This is a genomic window from Azospirillum oleiclasticum (genome assembly GCF_013423485.1).
Taxonomy (GTDB): domain Bacteria; phylum Pseudomonadota; class Alphaproteobacteria; order Azospirillales; family Azospirillaceae; genus Azospirillum; species Azospirillum oleiclasticum.
Genome location: NZ_JABFFR010000038.1, coordinates 24,756 through 39,308, shown reverse-complemented (window position 1 = coordinate 39,308; position 14,553 = coordinate 24,756). Strand labels below are relative to the sequence as shown.

At 70.2% G+C, this 14,553-nt stretch carries 14 protein-coding genes; 6 read left to right on the top strand and 8 right to left on the bottom strand.

What is annotated here, in order from left to right; all coding sequences use genetic code 11:
- Positions 1-848 (bottom strand): tetratricopeptide repeat protein (locus tag HL658_RS29880; RefSeq protein ID WP_180287694.1); only part of this gene is annotated, 848 nt, incomplete at its 3' end.
- 103 nt (positions 849-951) lie between these two features.
- Between HL658_RS29880 and HL658_RS29875 the strand changes: the two genes are divergently transcribed.
- Positions 952-1,719: a glycosyltransferase family 2 protein gene (locus tag HL658_RS29875; protein ID WP_180285099.1), complete on the top strand. Its 768-nt coding sequence runs from the start codon at positions 952-954 to the stop codon at positions 1,717-1,719.
- A gap of 30 nt (positions 1,720-1,749) precedes the next feature.
- Here HL658_RS29875 and HL658_RS29870 read toward each other — a convergent pair whose 3' ends face one another.
- Both HL658_RS29870 and HL658_RS29865 read right to left on the bottom strand, forming a co-directional pair.
- Entirely contained in the window at positions 1,750-2,643 is an 894-nt protein-coding gene (locus tag HL658_RS29870; RefSeq protein WP_180285100.1) for a DUF2189 domain-containing protein, read from the bottom strand.
- 142 nt (positions 2,644-2,785) lie between these two features.
- Positions 2,786-3,844 carry a class I SAM-dependent methyltransferase gene (locus tag HL658_RS29865; protein ID WP_180285101.1) on the bottom strand — a complete coding sequence of 353 codons (1,059 nt, stop codon included), beginning with the start codon at positions 3,842-3,844 and terminating at the stop codon, positions 2,786-2,788.
- A 144-nt stretch (positions 3,845-3,988) separates the two neighbouring features.
- On the opposite strand from HL658_RS29865, the gene HL658_RS29860 reads away from it, so the two are divergent.
- Positions 3,989-5,020, top strand: coding sequence for a GlxA family transcriptional regulator (locus tag HL658_RS29860; protein WP_180285102.1), 1,032 nt, complete (start codon positions 3,989-3,991; stop codon positions 5,018-5,020).
- A gap of 46 nt (positions 5,021-5,066) precedes the next feature.
- On the opposite strand, the gene HL658_RS29855 is transcribed toward HL658_RS29860, so the two are convergent.
- Both HL658_RS29855 and HL658_RS29850 read right to left on the bottom strand, forming a co-directional pair.
- A complete protein-coding gene (locus HL658_RS29855) occupies positions 5,067-5,273 on the bottom strand; it encodes a hypothetical protein (RefSeq protein ID WP_180285103.1) in 207 nt (68 codons plus the stop codon).
- 98 nt (positions 5,274-5,371) lie between these two features.
- Positions 5,372-6,439 (bottom strand): LacI family DNA-binding transcriptional regulator, encoded by a 1,068-nt coding sequence (locus HL658_RS29850; protein WP_196242355.1) that lies wholly within the window; start codon positions 6,437-6,439, stop codon positions 5,372-5,374.
- Between the two features lie 119 nt (positions 6,440-6,558).
- Between HL658_RS29850 and HL658_RS29845 the strand changes: the two genes are divergently transcribed.
- From HL658_RS29845 to HL658_RS29830, 4 genes are read left to right on the top strand one after another with little or no spacing between them, the layout of a single operon-like run.
- A complete protein-coding gene (locus tag HL658_RS29845; protein ID WP_180285104.1) occupies positions 6,559-7,590 on the top strand; it encodes a TRAP transporter substrate-binding protein in 1,032 nt (343 codons plus the stop codon).
- A gap of 31 nt (positions 7,591-7,621) precedes the next feature.
- Positions 7,622-8,119 carry a TRAP transporter small permease gene (locus tag HL658_RS29840; protein ID WP_211109892.1) on the top strand — a complete coding sequence of 166 codons (498 nt, stop codon included), beginning with the start codon at positions 7,622-7,624 and terminating at the stop codon, positions 8,117-8,119.
- Complete coding sequence (locus HL658_RS29835) at positions 8,116-9,393, top strand: TRAP transporter large permease (protein WP_180285105.1); 1,278 nt, start codon at positions 8,116-8,118, stop codon at positions 9,391-9,393. The genes HL658_RS29840 and HL658_RS29835 overlap by 4 nt, the downstream gene beginning before the upstream one ends.
- 8 nt (positions 9,394-9,401) lie before the next feature.
- Positions 9,402-9,941, top strand: a complete 540-nt coding sequence (locus tag HL658_RS29830) for a VOC family protein (protein WP_180285106.1) — start codon at positions 9,402-9,404, stop codon at positions 9,939-9,941.
- 64 nt (positions 9,942-10,005) lie between these two features.
- Here HL658_RS29830 and HL658_RS29825 read toward each other — a convergent pair whose 3' ends face one another.
- The 3 genes from HL658_RS29825 to recF form a co-directional block, all read right to left on the bottom strand.
- The gene (locus tag HL658_RS29825; protein ID WP_180285107.1) at positions 10,006-10,641 is read right to left on the bottom strand and encodes a hypothetical protein; all 636 of its coding nucleotides are present in this window, start codon (positions 10,639-10,641) and stop codon (positions 10,006-10,008) included.
- Positions 10,642-10,825: 184 nt separating this feature from the next.
- The gene (gyrB, locus tag HL658_RS29820; protein WP_180285108.1) at positions 10,826-13,300 is read right to left on the bottom strand and encodes a DNA topoisomerase (ATP-hydrolyzing) subunit B; all 2,475 of its coding nucleotides are present in this window, start codon (positions 13,298-13,300) and stop codon (positions 10,826-10,828) included.
- Positions 13,301-13,369: 69 nt separating this feature from the next.
- Complete coding sequence (gene recF / locus HL658_RS29815; protein ID WP_425485391.1) at positions 13,370-14,545, bottom strand: DNA replication/repair protein RecF; 1,176 nt, start codon at positions 14,543-14,545, stop codon at positions 13,370-13,372.
- Positions 14,546-14,553 lie beyond the last annotated feature (8 nt).

Here is a 14,553-nt window from a genome sequence, read left to right as displayed (position 1 = left end):
CGGCGCAGCAGCTCGGCGAGGTCGAGCGCGGTGCCGGCGTCCGTCGGATCGAGCGCCAGGGCGTGGGCCAGCGCCGTCACCGCGTCCTCCGGCCGGCCGGCGTCGCGCAGCGCGCGGCCCAGCACCCCCCACGGCCCGGTATCGTCGGGGGCCAGCGTCGCGGCGCGGCGGGCGGTGGCGGCGGCCTCGGCCGCGTCGCCGGCGTCGAGCGTCAGGCAGGCGAGGTTGTGGCGCGGGGCCACCCAGTCCGGGCGCAGCATGGCCGCCTCGCGGCAGGCGTCGGCCGCCGCCGCCGGCTGTCCGGTGGCCTGGAGCGCGCTGGCGAGGTTGTTCCAGGCGCCGGCGGCGTCGGGGTTGCGGCGCAGCGCTTCGCGGTGGGCGGCGACCGCCTCGGCGGCGCGGCCCAGCCGCAGCAGGCAGACGCCGAGGTTGTCGTGCGCCTCCGCCACGTCGGGGCGGCGGGCGAGCAGGCCGCGGTAGGCGGCCTCCGCCTCCGCCAGCCGGCCCAGCGTGTGCAGGGCGACGGCGCGGCCGAACCAGGCATCGGGCGCGTCGGGGGACCGCTTCAGAGCGGCGGCGTGCACGGCGGCGGCGGCCTCGAACTGGCCCAGCGCGCGCAGCACCTCGCCGAAATCGATCAGCACCTCGGCGTCCTCGCGGATGGCGAGGGATTTCTGCAGCCACTGCACCGCCTCCCCCGCCCGGCCCAGCCGGAAGGCGACGAGGCCCAGCCGGTGCGCGGCGGCGGCGTGGCCGGGCTTGCGCTCCAGCACCGCCAGATAGCCGGCGCGGGCATCGACCAGACGCCCGGCCCGTTCCGCCGCGACGGCAGCGGCGAACCCATCCATCGGCTCCGCTCTCCTCTTTTTCCCAAATGCCGGACGCGATCTTGCCAGAGCGGGCCCGCGCTTGCGATCATCTACGGCAACCAGCGACCGGAACACCCCCGCCATGACGCGAACGCCCGCGGTCAGCATCATCACACCGACCGCCAACCGCGGGCCGATGCTCGGCCTGCTGCTCGACTGCGTGCGCAAGCAGGATCACCGGAATTGGGAATGGCTGGTGGCCGACGACGGGGAGGTGCCGTGCGACCTGCTGGCCGGGCTCCGCGACCCGCGCATCCGCTATGAGCACCAGACGGAGCGGCTGTCGCTGGGAGCCAAGCGGAACCGGCTGATCGAGCGCGCGCGCGGCGGCATCATCGTGCAGTTCGACGACGACGACTATTACGCCCCCAAGTATCTGACCACCATGGCGATGATGCTGGAGCGGAGCGGCGCCGACATCGTCAAGCTGGCGGGCTTCTTCCTCTTCCACGCGCTGTCCGGCAAGCTCGGCTACTGGGACCAGCGGGTGGGCGACGGCCATCATTTCGTTTGGGGCGCGCGGGGGATCGATTGCGCGGTGTACAAGGCGTCGCCGGACGACCTGCGCAACCTGATGGGCTTCGGGTTCAGCTATGTGTTCCGCCGCAGCCTGTGGGAGCGCACGCCCTTTCCCGACACCGGCTTCGGCGAGGACAGCGGCTTCATCGAGCCGGCACTGGCCGCCGGCGGGCGCTGCGCCCTTCTGGACGATCACATCGGGCTGTGTGTGCACACGATACACGGGCGAAATTCGTCAAAATGCTACCCGCAATATGTGCTGCCGCCCTTCATGGCCGCACAGCTCTTCCCGCAGTTCGATCCGGACGCCTACCAGCGGATGGCGGGATAGGCGTCCGGATGTCCGGTCTACAGGGCCCGGTCAGACTCGGCCAAAGGGCCGGTCGATCGGGCCGCGCGGCAGCACCCGGCGGTAGAGGTGCCAGGTGGCGTGCCCCAGCACCGGCATCACCACGATCAGCCCGACGAACAGCGGCAACGTGCCGGCCACCAGCGCCCCCGCCACCACCAGCCCCCAGGCCGCCATCGGCACCGGGTTGAGCGCCACGGCGCGGGCCGAGACGCGGATGGCGGTGCCGACGCTGGCGCGCCGGTCGATCAGCAGCGGGAAGGAGACCACGCTGATGGTCAGCACCAGCAGCGCGAACAGGAAGCCCACGCCCATGCCGACCACCAGCATCGTCCAGCCGGCGCGGGTGGTGAACACCGCGTCGAGCAGTGTGCCGAGGCTGGCCGGCGGCTCCGGCCCCAGCGTGGCGGCGTGAATGCCCCAGGCCGCCAGCAGCCACAGAAGGAACACCGCGGTCAGGACCAGCCCCAGCGCCATCACCCCGCCGAAGGAGGGCGAGCCCGTCACGCGGAAGGCGTCGGACCAGGAGACGGCCTCCCCCTCCTCGCGGCGGCGGCTCATGGCGTAGAGGCCGACCGCGGCGAAGGGGCCCAGCAGCGCGAAGCCCGACACCAGCGGGAACAGCAGATGCAGCAGGTCGCGGCCGAAGATCACCTGCGACAGGATCAGCCCGGCCACCGGGTAGACGATCGCCAGGAAGATCACGTCGGTGCGGCAGGCCATGAAGTCGTCGATGCCGCGCTTCAGCGCTTCCCCCAGATCGGCGATGCCGATGCGCCGCACCGCGGGCAGCAGGCTGGCCGCGTCCTCCTCCCGCCGGTACGCCGCCCGTCCGGCCGTGCCCACCGCGTGCGACCAGCCCCTCCAATGATCAACGCCCCATTCGACGGGGTTCCGGATAGCCATGACGGTTCCTCCCCAAATCGCCGATCCGCGCGGGGCACGACCAGGGCCGCGACCCGCCATCAGGGACGAGGGTACGCCCGGTCGCGGCGCGGGGGGAGTCGTTTGTTTGGTGTACTGATTGTTTCGGCGGGACGAGCGTCGGTTACCGCCGGACTTCCAGAACCATGTTGAACGGTGTCTCCGCGACCCGGCGGAGGTGGCGGAAGCCGGCATGCCGGAAGACGTCGCCCAGCCCCCGTTCCCCGGCCTGGGCGCCCAGCACGTGGGTGCCTTGTTCGGCGATGGCGTGGGCGCAGCACAGGGTCGTCGACGCGGCGTAATAGAGGCGGCCGACCGGGTTCGCGTTGTCCTCCACCCGCTCGCCGGCCATGGGCTCGATCAGCATCACCGACCCGTCGGGGGCGAGGCTGCGCCGCGCGTGTTCCGCCGCGGCGACCGGCCGGCCCATGTCGTGCAGGCAATCGAAGAAGCAGATGAGGTCGTAGCCCTCGCCCGGATAGGCGTCGGCCGCCGCCACATCGAAGCGGACGCGGTCGGAAAGCCCGGCTTCGGCCGCCACGCGGCGGGCGGTCGCGATCGAGCCCTCGTGGAGGTCGAATCCCCGGAAGCGCGACCGCGGGAAGGCTTCCGCCATCAACACGGTGGAATGCCCATGCCCGCAGCCCACGTCGGCGACGGTGGCCCCCTCGCGCAGCTTCGCCACGACGCCGTCCAGCGCCGGCAGCCACTCGTTCACCAGGCTGGCACGGTAGCCGTTGCGGAAGAAGGCGGCGACGCCGCAGACCATCCGCTCGTCGTGGTCGCCCCAGTGGATTCCCTTGCCGGTCCGGAAGGCCTCCAGCGCCTTTTCCTCGTCGGCCCACATGGAGGCCACGACCTGCCAGCCGTTCGGCATGTAGACGGGGCTGGTGTCGTCGGCCAGCACCAGCGCCTGTTCCGGCGTCAGCTCGTAGGTGCGGCTCAAGGGATGGTAGGCGACGTAGCCGCCGGCGACCTGGGCGTTCAGCCATTCCCTCAGGTAGCGCTCGGCGCAGCCGGTCCGGCACGCCAGCTCGGCGGAGCTGAGCGGGCCCGCCCCGGCCATCGCCTTGTACAGGCCCAGCCTGGCGCCGATGCTGACCAGCACGCCGCCGTAGCCGGCCGAAAGATCGCCGAACAGGCGGGCGACCACGGCATCGAGCTCTTGCTGATTGATCCGCATGGGTTCCTCTCCGATAATCGGGGCGACGGGACACCGTCGCGCCGGGAGCCCGACCATGCTCGCGCACGCCGCCGGCCGCGAGAGCGGCACATGCCGGAACCGGTCCGTTCGTGCCAAACGGTTCCTTTGGAGACGGGGGTCTGCATGATCGCCCATCCCAAGCCGCTGCACGTCAGCCTGATCGCCTTTCCCGACGCGGTGGCGTCGACATTGACGGGCATCCACGACGTGCTGGGCTCGTTCGGGATGCTGGCCGGGCTGGACGACGCGATTCCGGAGACCCCGCCCTTCACCGTCGAGATCGTGGGGGCGGCGCCGGGCCCGGTGATGCTGGCGAGCGGCATTCCCGTCGTGGTCCAGCGCGCAACCGCCGCGGTGGAGACGACGGACATCGTGATCGTGCCGTCCGTGCTGGTGGGTCGCGGCGGCTGGGCGGGCGGGCGCTACCCGGAGCTGGTCGGCTGGGCGGACCGCATGCACCGGAACGGGGCGCTCCTGTGCTCGGCCTGCTCGGGGATCTTCCTGCTGGCGGAGACCGGCCTGTTCGACGGTCGGCCGGCGACGGTGCACTGGGGCTATGCGAAGCCGTTCCGCAGCGCCTTCCCCCGGGTGCCGGTGTTGCCGGAGCGGGTGCTGGTCGTGTCCGGGGAGCGGGAGGAGCTCGTCACCTCCGGCGCTTCCATGACGTGGCACGACCTTGTCCTCTACCTGATCGCGCGGCATGTCGGCGCCACGGCGGCGCAGGCGGTGGCGCGCTTCTTCGCGCTGCAATGGCACCAGGAGGGGCTGGCACCCTACATCGTCTTCCGCGGGCGCACGGATCACGGCGACGCGACGGTCGCCGACGCGCAGGTCTGGCTGGAGAAGAACTTCGCGGTGGCCAACCCGGTGGAGGAGATGGTGCGGCGGTCCGGTATGGCGGAGCGCACATTCAAGCGCCACTTCACGCTCGCCACCGGCCACCCGCCGCTGGAGTACGCGCAACGCCTGCGCGTCGAGGACGCCAAGCGCCGTCTGGAGCGCACCGAGGCGCCGATCGACGAGATCGGGTGGAGGGTCGGCTACGAGGATCCCGCCTTCTTCCGGCGCCTGTTCAAGCGCACGACCGGCCTTTCGCCCGGTGCCTACCGGCGGAAGTTCCGCGTGCCGGCCTTTGCGGGGGACCGGCCGTCCTGAGCGGCGGGTGTCCGCCGTGCCGGACCCGCACCGCCCGGCCGGCCCTTCACGCCTTCGGCACCGCCGTGATCATGAAGATGACCACGAAGAACAGCGCCGTGGCGGCCAGGGCTGCGTAGAGCAGAGGGACCGGGTGGAAGATGAAGCCGATCGGCAGGATCAGCAGAAGCCCCGCCGCGGCGAGAATGCCGATGATGAAGATGACGGGGTTGAAGGTCTCGTACATGCCCTCGTCGTGGTGCGTGCCGGTCATGATGGCTGTCCCTGGTTGACGATGCGCGGCCATACCGGGGAGGAGGCCGCCTTGGACAGAAGCGTAGCGGCCGGCTGCGGGGTCTTCTTTGCGAATCCTCAAACCGCGGGCAGGCTTTCGCGGACGATGATGTCCATGGTGATGGGCGGCGCGGTGCCGGCGGCGGGGGCCTCGCCCAGATGGCGGCGGGTCAGCCAGTCCAGGGCGGCGGCCAGCACCGCGTCGGGGTCGGAGTTGATCACCGCGTCCATGGTGCCGTCGGTCAGCAGGCGGCGGGTGTCGGCGGTCAGCCCGTGGCCGATGAAGACCACACGGTCGCCGCGGCGCGCCTCCCGCAGCGCCCGGCCGATGCCGTCGGAGGAGCCGCCGACGTTGTAGATGCCGGCGAGGTCCGGGTGGCGGTCGAGCAGGGCGGCGGTCAGGCGGTGGTTGCGGTCGCGCTCGTCATGGCCCTCCACCATGCCGACCACGCGCAGGTTGGGGAAGCGTTCCTCGATCAGCGCCAGGAATCCCGTCTCGCGCTCGGAATGGGCGCGGTAGATGCGGCTTCCGGCGACCAGCGCCACGCTGCCCCCGGCCGGGCCGCAGAAGCGCCCCAGCAGATAGGCGGCGGTGCGGCCGGCGGCGCGGTTGTCGAGCCCGAAATGGGCCGCACCCGTGCCGGGCGACAGGTCGGAGACGATGGTGGCGACGTGCTTGCCGGCGGCGGTCACCGCCGCCACCGCCTCGCGCACCAGCGGATGGTCGATGGCGAGGAAGCCCAGACCGTCGGCCCAGGCGGCGTGATGCTGGATGGCGGCGGCCAGCGCGCCGGCGTCGAAGCTGTCGATGAAGAAGCAGCGCACCCGCGCCCCGTCGCGCAGCCGCGACGCGGCGAGATCCCGCAGCTTCTCGCCCAGCAACCGCAGATAGGGGTTTCTGCCCATCGGCAGCAGGAAGGCGACGTTGGGCGGGCGCGGCCGGGCCAGCCGCTCGCAATCCTCCACGCCGAGATAGCCCAGCGCGCTGGCGGCGGCCAGCACACGCTCCACCGTGCGCTGCCTCACCCCCTTGCGGCGGTTGAGCACGCGGTCGACCGTCGCCGTGGACACACCCGCGGCGGCGGCCACGTCGTCGATGCGGGGTGGGGCGATGCGCGCCGGGGCGGAACCATCAAAAACCATCATTCGATCGTGTTTGAACCGGATCGCTGGTGCCCATAACCTTGGCACAAACGGATGGTTTGGACGAGAAATCAGGCGCCCATGGCGCCGGATGCCTGACGATAATGCAAAGGGAGGATGCGATGGAAAGCAAGACCGGAACCCGTGGCGCGTTCGGCCTGTCGCGCCGCACCGCGCTGGCTCTGGGTGCGGGCGCGGGTGCCGCGGCGTTGCTGCCGCTGCGTGCGAACGCCGCCACCAAGCTGGTCTACGGCCACAACAACGAGCCGGCCAGCGTCGCCGGCGCCCAGGCCGACTGGTTCGCCGAGGCGGTGAAGCGCCATTCCGGCGGCGACCTGACGGTCGAGGTCTTCCCCTCCTCCCAGCTCGGCAAGCTGAAGGAACTGGCGGAGGCGGTGTCCGTCGGCACCATCGCCTTCTCCCACAACACCGCGGGCGGCATCGGCTCGCTCTACGAGCCCTTCGCCGCACTCGACACCCCCTATCTCTACCGCGACGTCGATCATCTGATGAAGGTGATGGACGTCAATTCGCCGGTGATGACGGAGCTGAACAAGGGTCTGATCGCCGCCGCCAACGTGCGGGTGATCTACGCCCATTACTTCGGCCGCCGCAACCTGACCGCGAACAAGGCGGTGCGCAAGCCCGACGACCTGAAGGGCATGAAGATCCGCGCCGTTCCCTTCCCCATCTACACCACCGCGGTGGAGGGGATGGGGGCCGCCCCGGTGCCGGTGGACTGGTCGGAGGTGCCGACGGCGCTCGCCACCGGTCTCGTCGCCGGGCAGGAGAACCCGGTCAACGTGATCCTGAACGTGAAGCTGTACGAGGTGCAGTCGCACCTGATGCTGACCGGCCACATGTCCAACGCCGAGGTGGTGGTGATGAACGAGGCGAAGTGGCAGGGCCTGTCCGCCGCGCAGAAGGACGCGATCACCGCGGCGTCGGCCGAGATCCGCGAGCGCGCCACCAAGGCGATCCAGGACAACGAGAGCAAGGACACCGAGGAGCTGAAGAAGCGTGGCATGACGGTGATCGGCCCCGAGGACGGTCTCGACCTCGCCGCCTTCCGCGCCTCGGTGGACAAGCTCGTGCAGCAGCGCTTTGGCGCCAAGTACGGCGCGCTCTACGAGAAGATCAAGGCCGTCGCCTGAGCGGTTGGAAGCGGTGACGATGCGATCCTCGATGACGGAAAGGCTCGTCGGCGCGCTGGCGATGGCGTCCGGCGCCTGCCGGGCGCTGGCGGCCCTGCTGCTGGCGCTGCTGGCCGTGCTGGTGGTGGGCGGGGTTGCGGCGCGCAACCTCGCCGATCTGGGGCTGCCCTGGGTGGACGAGTTGGCGCGGTTCTGCGGGATCGCGCTGGTCTATCTGACCGTGCCCATGCTGGCGCTGCGCGGCCAGCATGTGGCGGTCGATATGCTGCCGAAGGCCCTGCCGCCGGTGCCGCGGCTGTGGCTGGAGAAGGCGGCGGAGCTGGCGATGCTGGCCTTCTGTGCGCTGTTCCTCTACGCGCTGCACCTGTTCCTGGGGCGCGCCGGCAAATTCGAGACGCCGGCGCTGGGCATGTCGAACTGGCTGTTCTACGCGCCCCCGCTGATTGGATTCGTCTTGCTCACGCTGGCGGCGCTGACCCGGCTGTTCGGGTGCGCTTCGGCCGGCGCGGAGGATGGAGAGATCCGTTGAGCCTTCTTCTGGTGCTTCTGTTCGCGGGAATGCTGGTGATCGGCGTTCCCGTGGCGGTCTCGCTCGGCCTGTCGGCGGCGGTGACCATCATGGCCTTCGGGCTTCCGGTCAACGTTCTGGCCCAGCGCGCGGTCAACGCGCTGGATTCGGTGCAGCTGTTGGCGGTGCCGCTGTTCATCCTGGCGGCCGGGCTGCTCAGCGCCATGGGCGTGACGGGGCACATGTTCGACCTCGTGCGCATGCTGGTCGGCCGTGTCCGTGGCGGCGTGGCGCAGGTGACGGTGCTGGTCAACCTGATCTTCTCCGGCATCTCCGGTGCGGCCCTGGCCGACATCGGGGCGCTCGGCAAGATCCAGATCGACCAGATGGTGGGGCAGGGTTACCGCAAGGATTTCGCGGCCGGGCTGACCATCGCCGCGGCGACCATCGGCCCGATCTTCCCGCCCTCGATCCCGATCATCATCTACGCCAGCGTCACCAACGTGTCGGCGGTGCAGCTTCTGATCGCCGGCATCGTGCCGGCGCTGCTGATCACCGTCTTCCTGATGATCCAGATCGGGTTCATCGCGGCGTTCCGGTCGCTGCCCCGCGACGACGCCCGGCCGGCGGCGGCGGCCATCCTGCGGCAGGCGGTCTTCACCTTTCCGGCCCTGGTCACGCCGGTGCTGCTGATCGCCGGGCTTCTGTCCGGCTGGTTCGGACCGACGGAGGTGGCGGCGGTGACCGTCGCCTACGCGCTGCTGATCGGCTTCGGCGTGTACCGCACGCTGACCTGGCGGGCGGTGTGGGACAGCCTGCTGGAGACGGTGGACGCCACGGCGAACATCCTGTTCATCGTCGCCTCGGCCGCGGTCTTCGCCTGGGTGCTGACGCTGGACCGCGTGCCGGCGCTGGCGGGGAGCTTCCTGCTCGGCCTCTCCGACAACCCGCTGGTGCTGCTGTTCCTGGTCAATGTGCTGCTGCTGCTGGTCGGCATGGTGCTGGAATCGATCGCGGCGATCCTGATCATCGCGCCGATCGTGGCCCCGGCCCTGCACGCCGCCGGTGTCGATCCCCTGCAGCTCGGCATCGTGTTCGTGCTCAACCTGATGATCGGGCTGCTGACGCCGCCGGTGGGGATGAGCCTCTACATGGTGTCGATCATCGCCCGCATGCCCGTGCACACGGTGGTGCGCGGCTGCGCCCCCTTCCTGGTCTCGCTGCTGATCTCGCTGGCCGTGGTGTCGGCCGTGCCGGCGGTGACGACCTGGCTTCCCCAATCCCTCGGCAAATAGGATTTTCCATGAGCAGGCTTCTCGGCGAAATCCGCCAGCTCGGCTATGTGGTCGATGACATCGAATCGGCCATGGACCACTGGTCGCGCGTGATGGGCGTCGGCCCCTGGTACTACAACCCCAAGGTGCCGATCGAGGATTACCGCTACGACGGCAAGCCCTACGAGGTGCACAACGCGGTGGCGCTCGCCAACAGCGGCTTCATCCAGGTGGAGCTGATCGAGACGCGCAACGACGCCCCCTCCATGTACCGCGACTTCAAGCTGGCCGGCCACCGCGGCCTCCAGCACGTCGCCTACTGGACCCAGGACTACGACGCCGACCTCGCCCGCATGGAAGCCAACGGCTTCGTCCAGAAAATGAGCGGCAAGGTCGGCGCCAACGGCCGCTTCGTCTATTTCGACCGCGAAGCCCACCCCGGCACGGTCATCGAACTGTCGGAGGTGGTCGGGCCGAAGGGCCGGCTGTTCGACCTGATCCGGACATCGGCGGTGGGGTGGGACGGCAAGGACCCGGTGCGGCCGTTTCCGGATTTGGCGACGCTGTAGGGGGGACTTCAGGCGTGGGGTAGGGGCGGACCGCTCGATCGTGAACATAAGGACGATCGGAAGGCTACCGTTCTTGAGGGAGGATGCCGGTGTCGGGGGGCTTCGACGCCGGTATCCCTCGACGCTGGCGCAAGCGGTCCAGGGCCATGGTGATCTGCTGGAGATCGCTGCGGTCCTTGTCCCGGGCACCGCGCTTGGTCAGCGAAAGGCCGTCCAGGTCCAACACGTTGATGCCCTTTCCCGGCTCTTCGAGGCGCGCGATGTAAGGCTCGAGGTCCTCGTAGGAACAACCGCAAGCCTTGGGAAGCACATCGACCACGAATTCATCGAAGATACGGATGACGCCGGGCTCGTCATCCTCGACGCCGTCATCGACCGGAAAGGGGTTCGCCTCGCCCGTCAGGCCCGCCGCCGCGCCGTCCGGCAGTTCGCTGAGCGCGGCGATCCAGCGGGCGTTGTTCTCCGGGGTGTTGCGCACGAGGATGTCCACATCGCCCGTTGCCCGGATCAGGCCGTTCGCATGGAGGGCATAGCCCCCGATCAGGACGTACGCGACTCCGTGCTTCTCCAGCAGACCGGCGACCGTTTCGACATCGCCCCAGGTGGCCGGGCGAACGACGTCCGTATCCGGCAGGGGGGATGACCCCGCCTTTTCAGCCTTCCCGGCGAACAAGCCGAAGAGCTTTTCGAGCCATCGCATCGGCGGTCAAACCCACCATGTCGGCGTTCGCCTCGTCGTGATTGCGATAGCGGGAGATGCCTGGACGCCGGTACAGCAACACCCCGCGCCCAAACTCCTCCGTGCGGCGAACCTCATCCAGAGTCGGCCAGCGGAGTCCGGGCAGCCCCTCCATCCTCTTCCCGACGACACGCATACTGTTCCCCTACACGTCCAAATTCGCCACCATCAGCGCGTTGTCCTGGATGAACTCGCGGCGCGGCTCCACCACGTCGCCCATCAGGGTGCTGAAGACCTCCTCGGCCTGGTCGGCGTGGTTGACGCGGACCTGGAGGAGGGAGCGCTTGGTGGGGTCCAGGGTGGTTTCCCAGAGCTGGTCGGGGTTCATCTCGCCCAGACCCTTGTAGCGCTGGATGGTCACGCCGCGCCGGCCGATCTCCATCACCGTGTCGAACAGGGACACCGGGCCGGTGATGGTGCGCGTCTCCTTCTGCTTTTCGAAGGCGCGCGACGGCTCGTCGAAGAAGCGCTTGAGGTCGTCGGTCATGGCGTCGAGCTTGCGGGCCTCGCCGCTCTTCAGCAGATCGCCGTCGAGGTTGTGGCGGTGGGTGACGCCGCGCCGCGTGCGGACCAGCGCGTAGCCGCCCTGCGGCAGTGCCTCGCCGGTCCAGCCACCCTCCGCGTCCATCCGGTTCATGCGGGCGGCGATGCCGGCGGCGGCGAAGGTGGCGCGGTCCGTCTCGTTGGCGAGTGCCGCGGACAGGGCGCCGGTCACGGCGGCCTGCTCGACCACCATGCGGTGGCCGGCCTTGCGGGTGAGAGTCTCCACATGCTGGCGGGCGCTGCGGGTCTTCTCCACCAGCTCGCGCAGGGGATCGCCGTGCAGCAGGGTGCCGTCGGCGAACTGCACCGACAGGTCGCCCAGCGCCGCCTCGACCAGGAACTCCTCCAGCGCGGCGTCGTTCTTCAGGTAGCGTTCCTTGGCGTTGCCGCGCTTGATGCGGTAGAGCGGCGGCTGGGCGATGTAGAGGAAGCCGCTGTCGATCAGCTCCGGCATCTGGCGGAAGAAGAAGGTCAGCAGCAGCGTGCGGATGTGGCTGCCGTCCACGTCCGCGTCGGTCATGATGATGATCTTGTGGTAGCGCGTCTTGTTGATGTCGAAGCCGCCCTCGTCACGGCCGATGCCGGTGCCGAGTGCGGCGATCAGCGTGCCGATCTCCTGCGAGCCCAGCATCTTGTCGAAGCGCGCCCGCTCCACGTTCAGGATCTTGCCGCGCAGCGGCAGGATGGCCTGGAACTGGCGCGAGCGGCCCTGCTTGGCGGAGCCGCCGGCCGAATCACCCTCGACGATGAACAGCTCGGACAGCGCCGGGTTGCGCTCCTGGCAATCGGCCAGCTTGCCGGGCAGGGACGAGATGCTGAGCGCGCTCTTGCGCGTCATCTCGCGGGCCTTGCGCGCCGCCTCGCGGGCGGCGGCGGCCTCCACCACCTTCTGGACGATGCGCTTGGCGTCGGCCGGATGTTCCTCGAAATGCTGGGTCAGGCACTCGTTGAGCACCGACTCGACCACCGGCCGGACCTCCGACGAGACCAGCTTGTCCTTGGTCTGGCTGGAGAATTTCGGGTCCGGCACCTTCACCGACAAGACGCAGGTCAGGCCTTCGCGGGCGTCGTCGCCGGACAGGCTCACCTTCTCCTTCTTGGCGATGCCGGATTCGGTGGCGTAGCTGTTGACGGCGCGGGTCAGCGCCGCGCGGAAGCCCGCAAGGTGGGTGCCGCCGTCCTTCTGCGGGATGTTGTTGGTGAAGCAGAGGGTCGTCTCGTGGTAGCTGTCGTTCCACTGGAGCGCGCATTCCACGGTGACGACGCCGCCATGCTCCATCTTGCGCTCGGCCTTCACGGTGATGGCCGGCTTGTGCAAGGGCGTCTTGGAGCGGTCGAGCCAGGAGACGAAGGCCTCCAGCCCGCCCTCGTAATGCAGGGTGATGGTCTTCGGCTCGACCCCGCGCGCATCGGTCAGCAGCAGCCGGACGCCGGAGTTGAGGAAGGCCAGCTCGCGCAGCCGGTGCTCCAGCGTCGCGAAATCGAACTCGGTGTTGGTGAAGGTTTCCTTGGACGGCAGGAAGCTGACCTCGGTGCCGGTGCGGTGCGGCTTGCCGTCGGCCGGCTCCGCCGCGCCCACATCGGCCAGACCGGCCTCCGGCACGCCGTGGCGGAAGCGCATGTGCCAGGCCCGGCCGCCGCGCCAGATGCGCAGGTCCAGCGTCTCCGACAGGGCGTTGACCACCGACACGCCGACGCCGTGCAGGCCGCCCGACACCTTGTAGGAGTTCTGGTTGAACTTGCCGCCGGCGTGGAGTTGGGTCATCACCACCTCCGCCGCCGACACACCCTCCTCGGGGTGGATGTCGGTGGGGATGCCGCGGCCGTTGTCGCGCACCGTGACGGAGCCGTCGGCGTTCAGCACGACCTCCACCCGGTCGCAATAGCCGGCCAGCGCCTCGTCGATGGCGTTGTCCACCACCTCGTAGACCATGTGGTGCAGACCCGAGCCGTCGTCGGTGTCGCCGATGTACATGCCCGGACGCTTGCGCACGGCATCCAGCCCGCGCAGCACGGTGATGGACTCGGCGCCGTATTCCTGCTCAGGCAGGGTCGGTTTCAATGCTTCCTGTGCCATGGCTCTACTATAGCAGACTGAACGGTTTATATCGGCCTCGACGTGCGCGGACGCCACTTTTTTCGTCGATCAATCCGGCATGACGCGCGACTCCTCCACCCGGAAGCGATTGGCGGCACCGCCCAGCGGCTCGAAATCGCCGTCGTCGGTGCCGGTCATCCAGGCCTGGGCGCCGAGCGCCAGGATCTCGTGGAACAGCGCGGCGCGGCGCTCGGCGTCGAGATGGGCGGCCACCTCGTCCAGCAGCAGCAGCGGGGCGGCGCCGCGTTCCGCCGCCAGCAGGCGGGCGTTGGCGAGCACGATGGCGATCAGCAACGCCTTCTGCTCGCCGGTCGAGCACAGCGCCGCCGGCATGGCCTTGGCCTGATGGCGGACGGACAGGTCGCTGCGGTGCGGGCCGACGGCCGCCCCGCCGGATTCGGCGTCGCCGCGGCGGCCGGCGCGCAGCGCCTCGCGCAGCCGGTCCTCCGCCGCCAGCGCCGGGCCACCCGCCAGCCAGCCCTCCACCGCACCCTCCACCGCCAGCTCGGCCCCGGGGAAGGGGCCGACGGCGCGGGCGCAGGCGGCGCGCAGGCGCTGCACCACCTCCAGCCGCGCCGCGGCGACCGCGATGCCGGTGGCGGCCATCTGCTCCTCAAGGCCCGACAGCCATCCGTCGTCCATCCGCCCCTCGCGCAGCAGCCGCGCGCGCTCGCGCAGCGCGTGCTCGTAGCGGCTGAGCCGGCCGGCGTGGGCGGGGTCGAAGCCGAAGACGAGGCGGTCGAGGAAGCGCCGCCGCCCGCCGGCCGGTTCCTGGAACAGCCGGTCCATCGGCGGGGTCAGCCAGACCAGGGAGACATGCGCGGCCAGCGCGGTCTGGCCGCGCACGGGGTGGCCGTCGATGCGCACGGCGCGGCGGTCGCGCTCGCCGTCGCCGGCCTCGCGCCCGGTGCCGATCTCGACGGGTCCGGAGGGCGTCTCCACCACCGCCGCCACCGCCCAGCCGGCCCCGGCGGGCGAGCCGATGCGTTCCACCTCCGCCAGCCTGGCACCGCGCAGGCCGCGGCCGGGGGCGAGGAAGCTGACCGCTTCCAGCAGATTGGTCTTGCCCGCACCGTTGGGGCCGACCAGCACCACCGGCCGCGCGTCCGGCTCCAGCCGCGCCTGCTCGTAGCTGCGGAAGCGGGTCAGCGTCAGGCGCGTGACGGCCAGCCGCTTTTCCGCGGCCGGTTCGCTCTGGGGCAAATTGTGTTCGGACACCATCATTCACCGGC

Excerpts from the sequence above, each read along its gene's own strand:
- HL658_RS29875 (WP_180285099.1), top strand. The coding sequence starts at position 952 with ATGACGCGAACGCCCGCGGTCAGCATCATCACACCGACCGCCAACCGC.
- HL658_RS29850 (WP_196242355.1), bottom strand. The coding sequence starts at position 6,439 with ATGATGGTTTTTGATGGTTCCGCCCCGGCGCGCATCGCCCCACCCCGC.
- HL658_RS29840 (WP_211109892.1), top strand. The coding sequence starts at position 7,622 with ATGACGGAAAGGCTCGTCGGCGCGCTGGCGATGGCGTCCGGCGCCTGC.
- HL658_RS29865 (WP_180285101.1), bottom strand. The coding sequence starts at position 3,844 with ATGCGGATCAATCAGCAAGAGCTCGATGCCGTGGTCGCCCGCCTGTTC.
- recF (WP_425485391.1), bottom strand. The coding sequence starts at position 14,545 with ATGATGGTGTCCGAACACAATTTGCCCCAGAGCGAACCGGCCGCGGAA.
- HL658_RS29870 (WP_180285100.1), bottom strand. The coding sequence starts at position 2,643 with ATGGCTATCCGGAACCCCGTCGAATGGGGCGTTGATCATTGGAGGGGC.
- HL658_RS29855 (WP_180285103.1), bottom strand. The coding sequence starts at position 5,273 with ATGACCGGCACGCACCACGACGAGGGCATGTACGAGACCTTCAACCCC.
- HL658_RS29845 (WP_180285104.1), top strand. The coding sequence starts at position 6,559 with ATGGAAAGCAAGACCGGAACCCGTGGCGCGTTCGGCCTGTCGCGCCGC.
- HL658_RS29860 (WP_180285102.1), top strand. The coding sequence starts at position 3,989 with ATGATCGCCCATCCCAAGCCGCTGCACGTCAGCCTGATCGCCTTTCCC.
- HL658_RS29830 (WP_180285106.1), top strand. The coding sequence starts at position 9,402 with ATGAGCAGGCTTCTCGGCGAAATCCGCCAGCTCGGCTATGTGGTCGAT.
- gyrB (WP_180285108.1), bottom strand. The coding sequence starts at position 13,300 with ATGGCACAGGAAGCATTGAAACCGACCCTGCCTGAGCAGGAATACGGC.
- HL658_RS29825 (WP_180285107.1), bottom strand. The coding sequence starts at position 10,641 with ATGCGATGGCTCGAAAAGCTCTTCGGCTTGTTCGCCGGGAAGGCTGAA.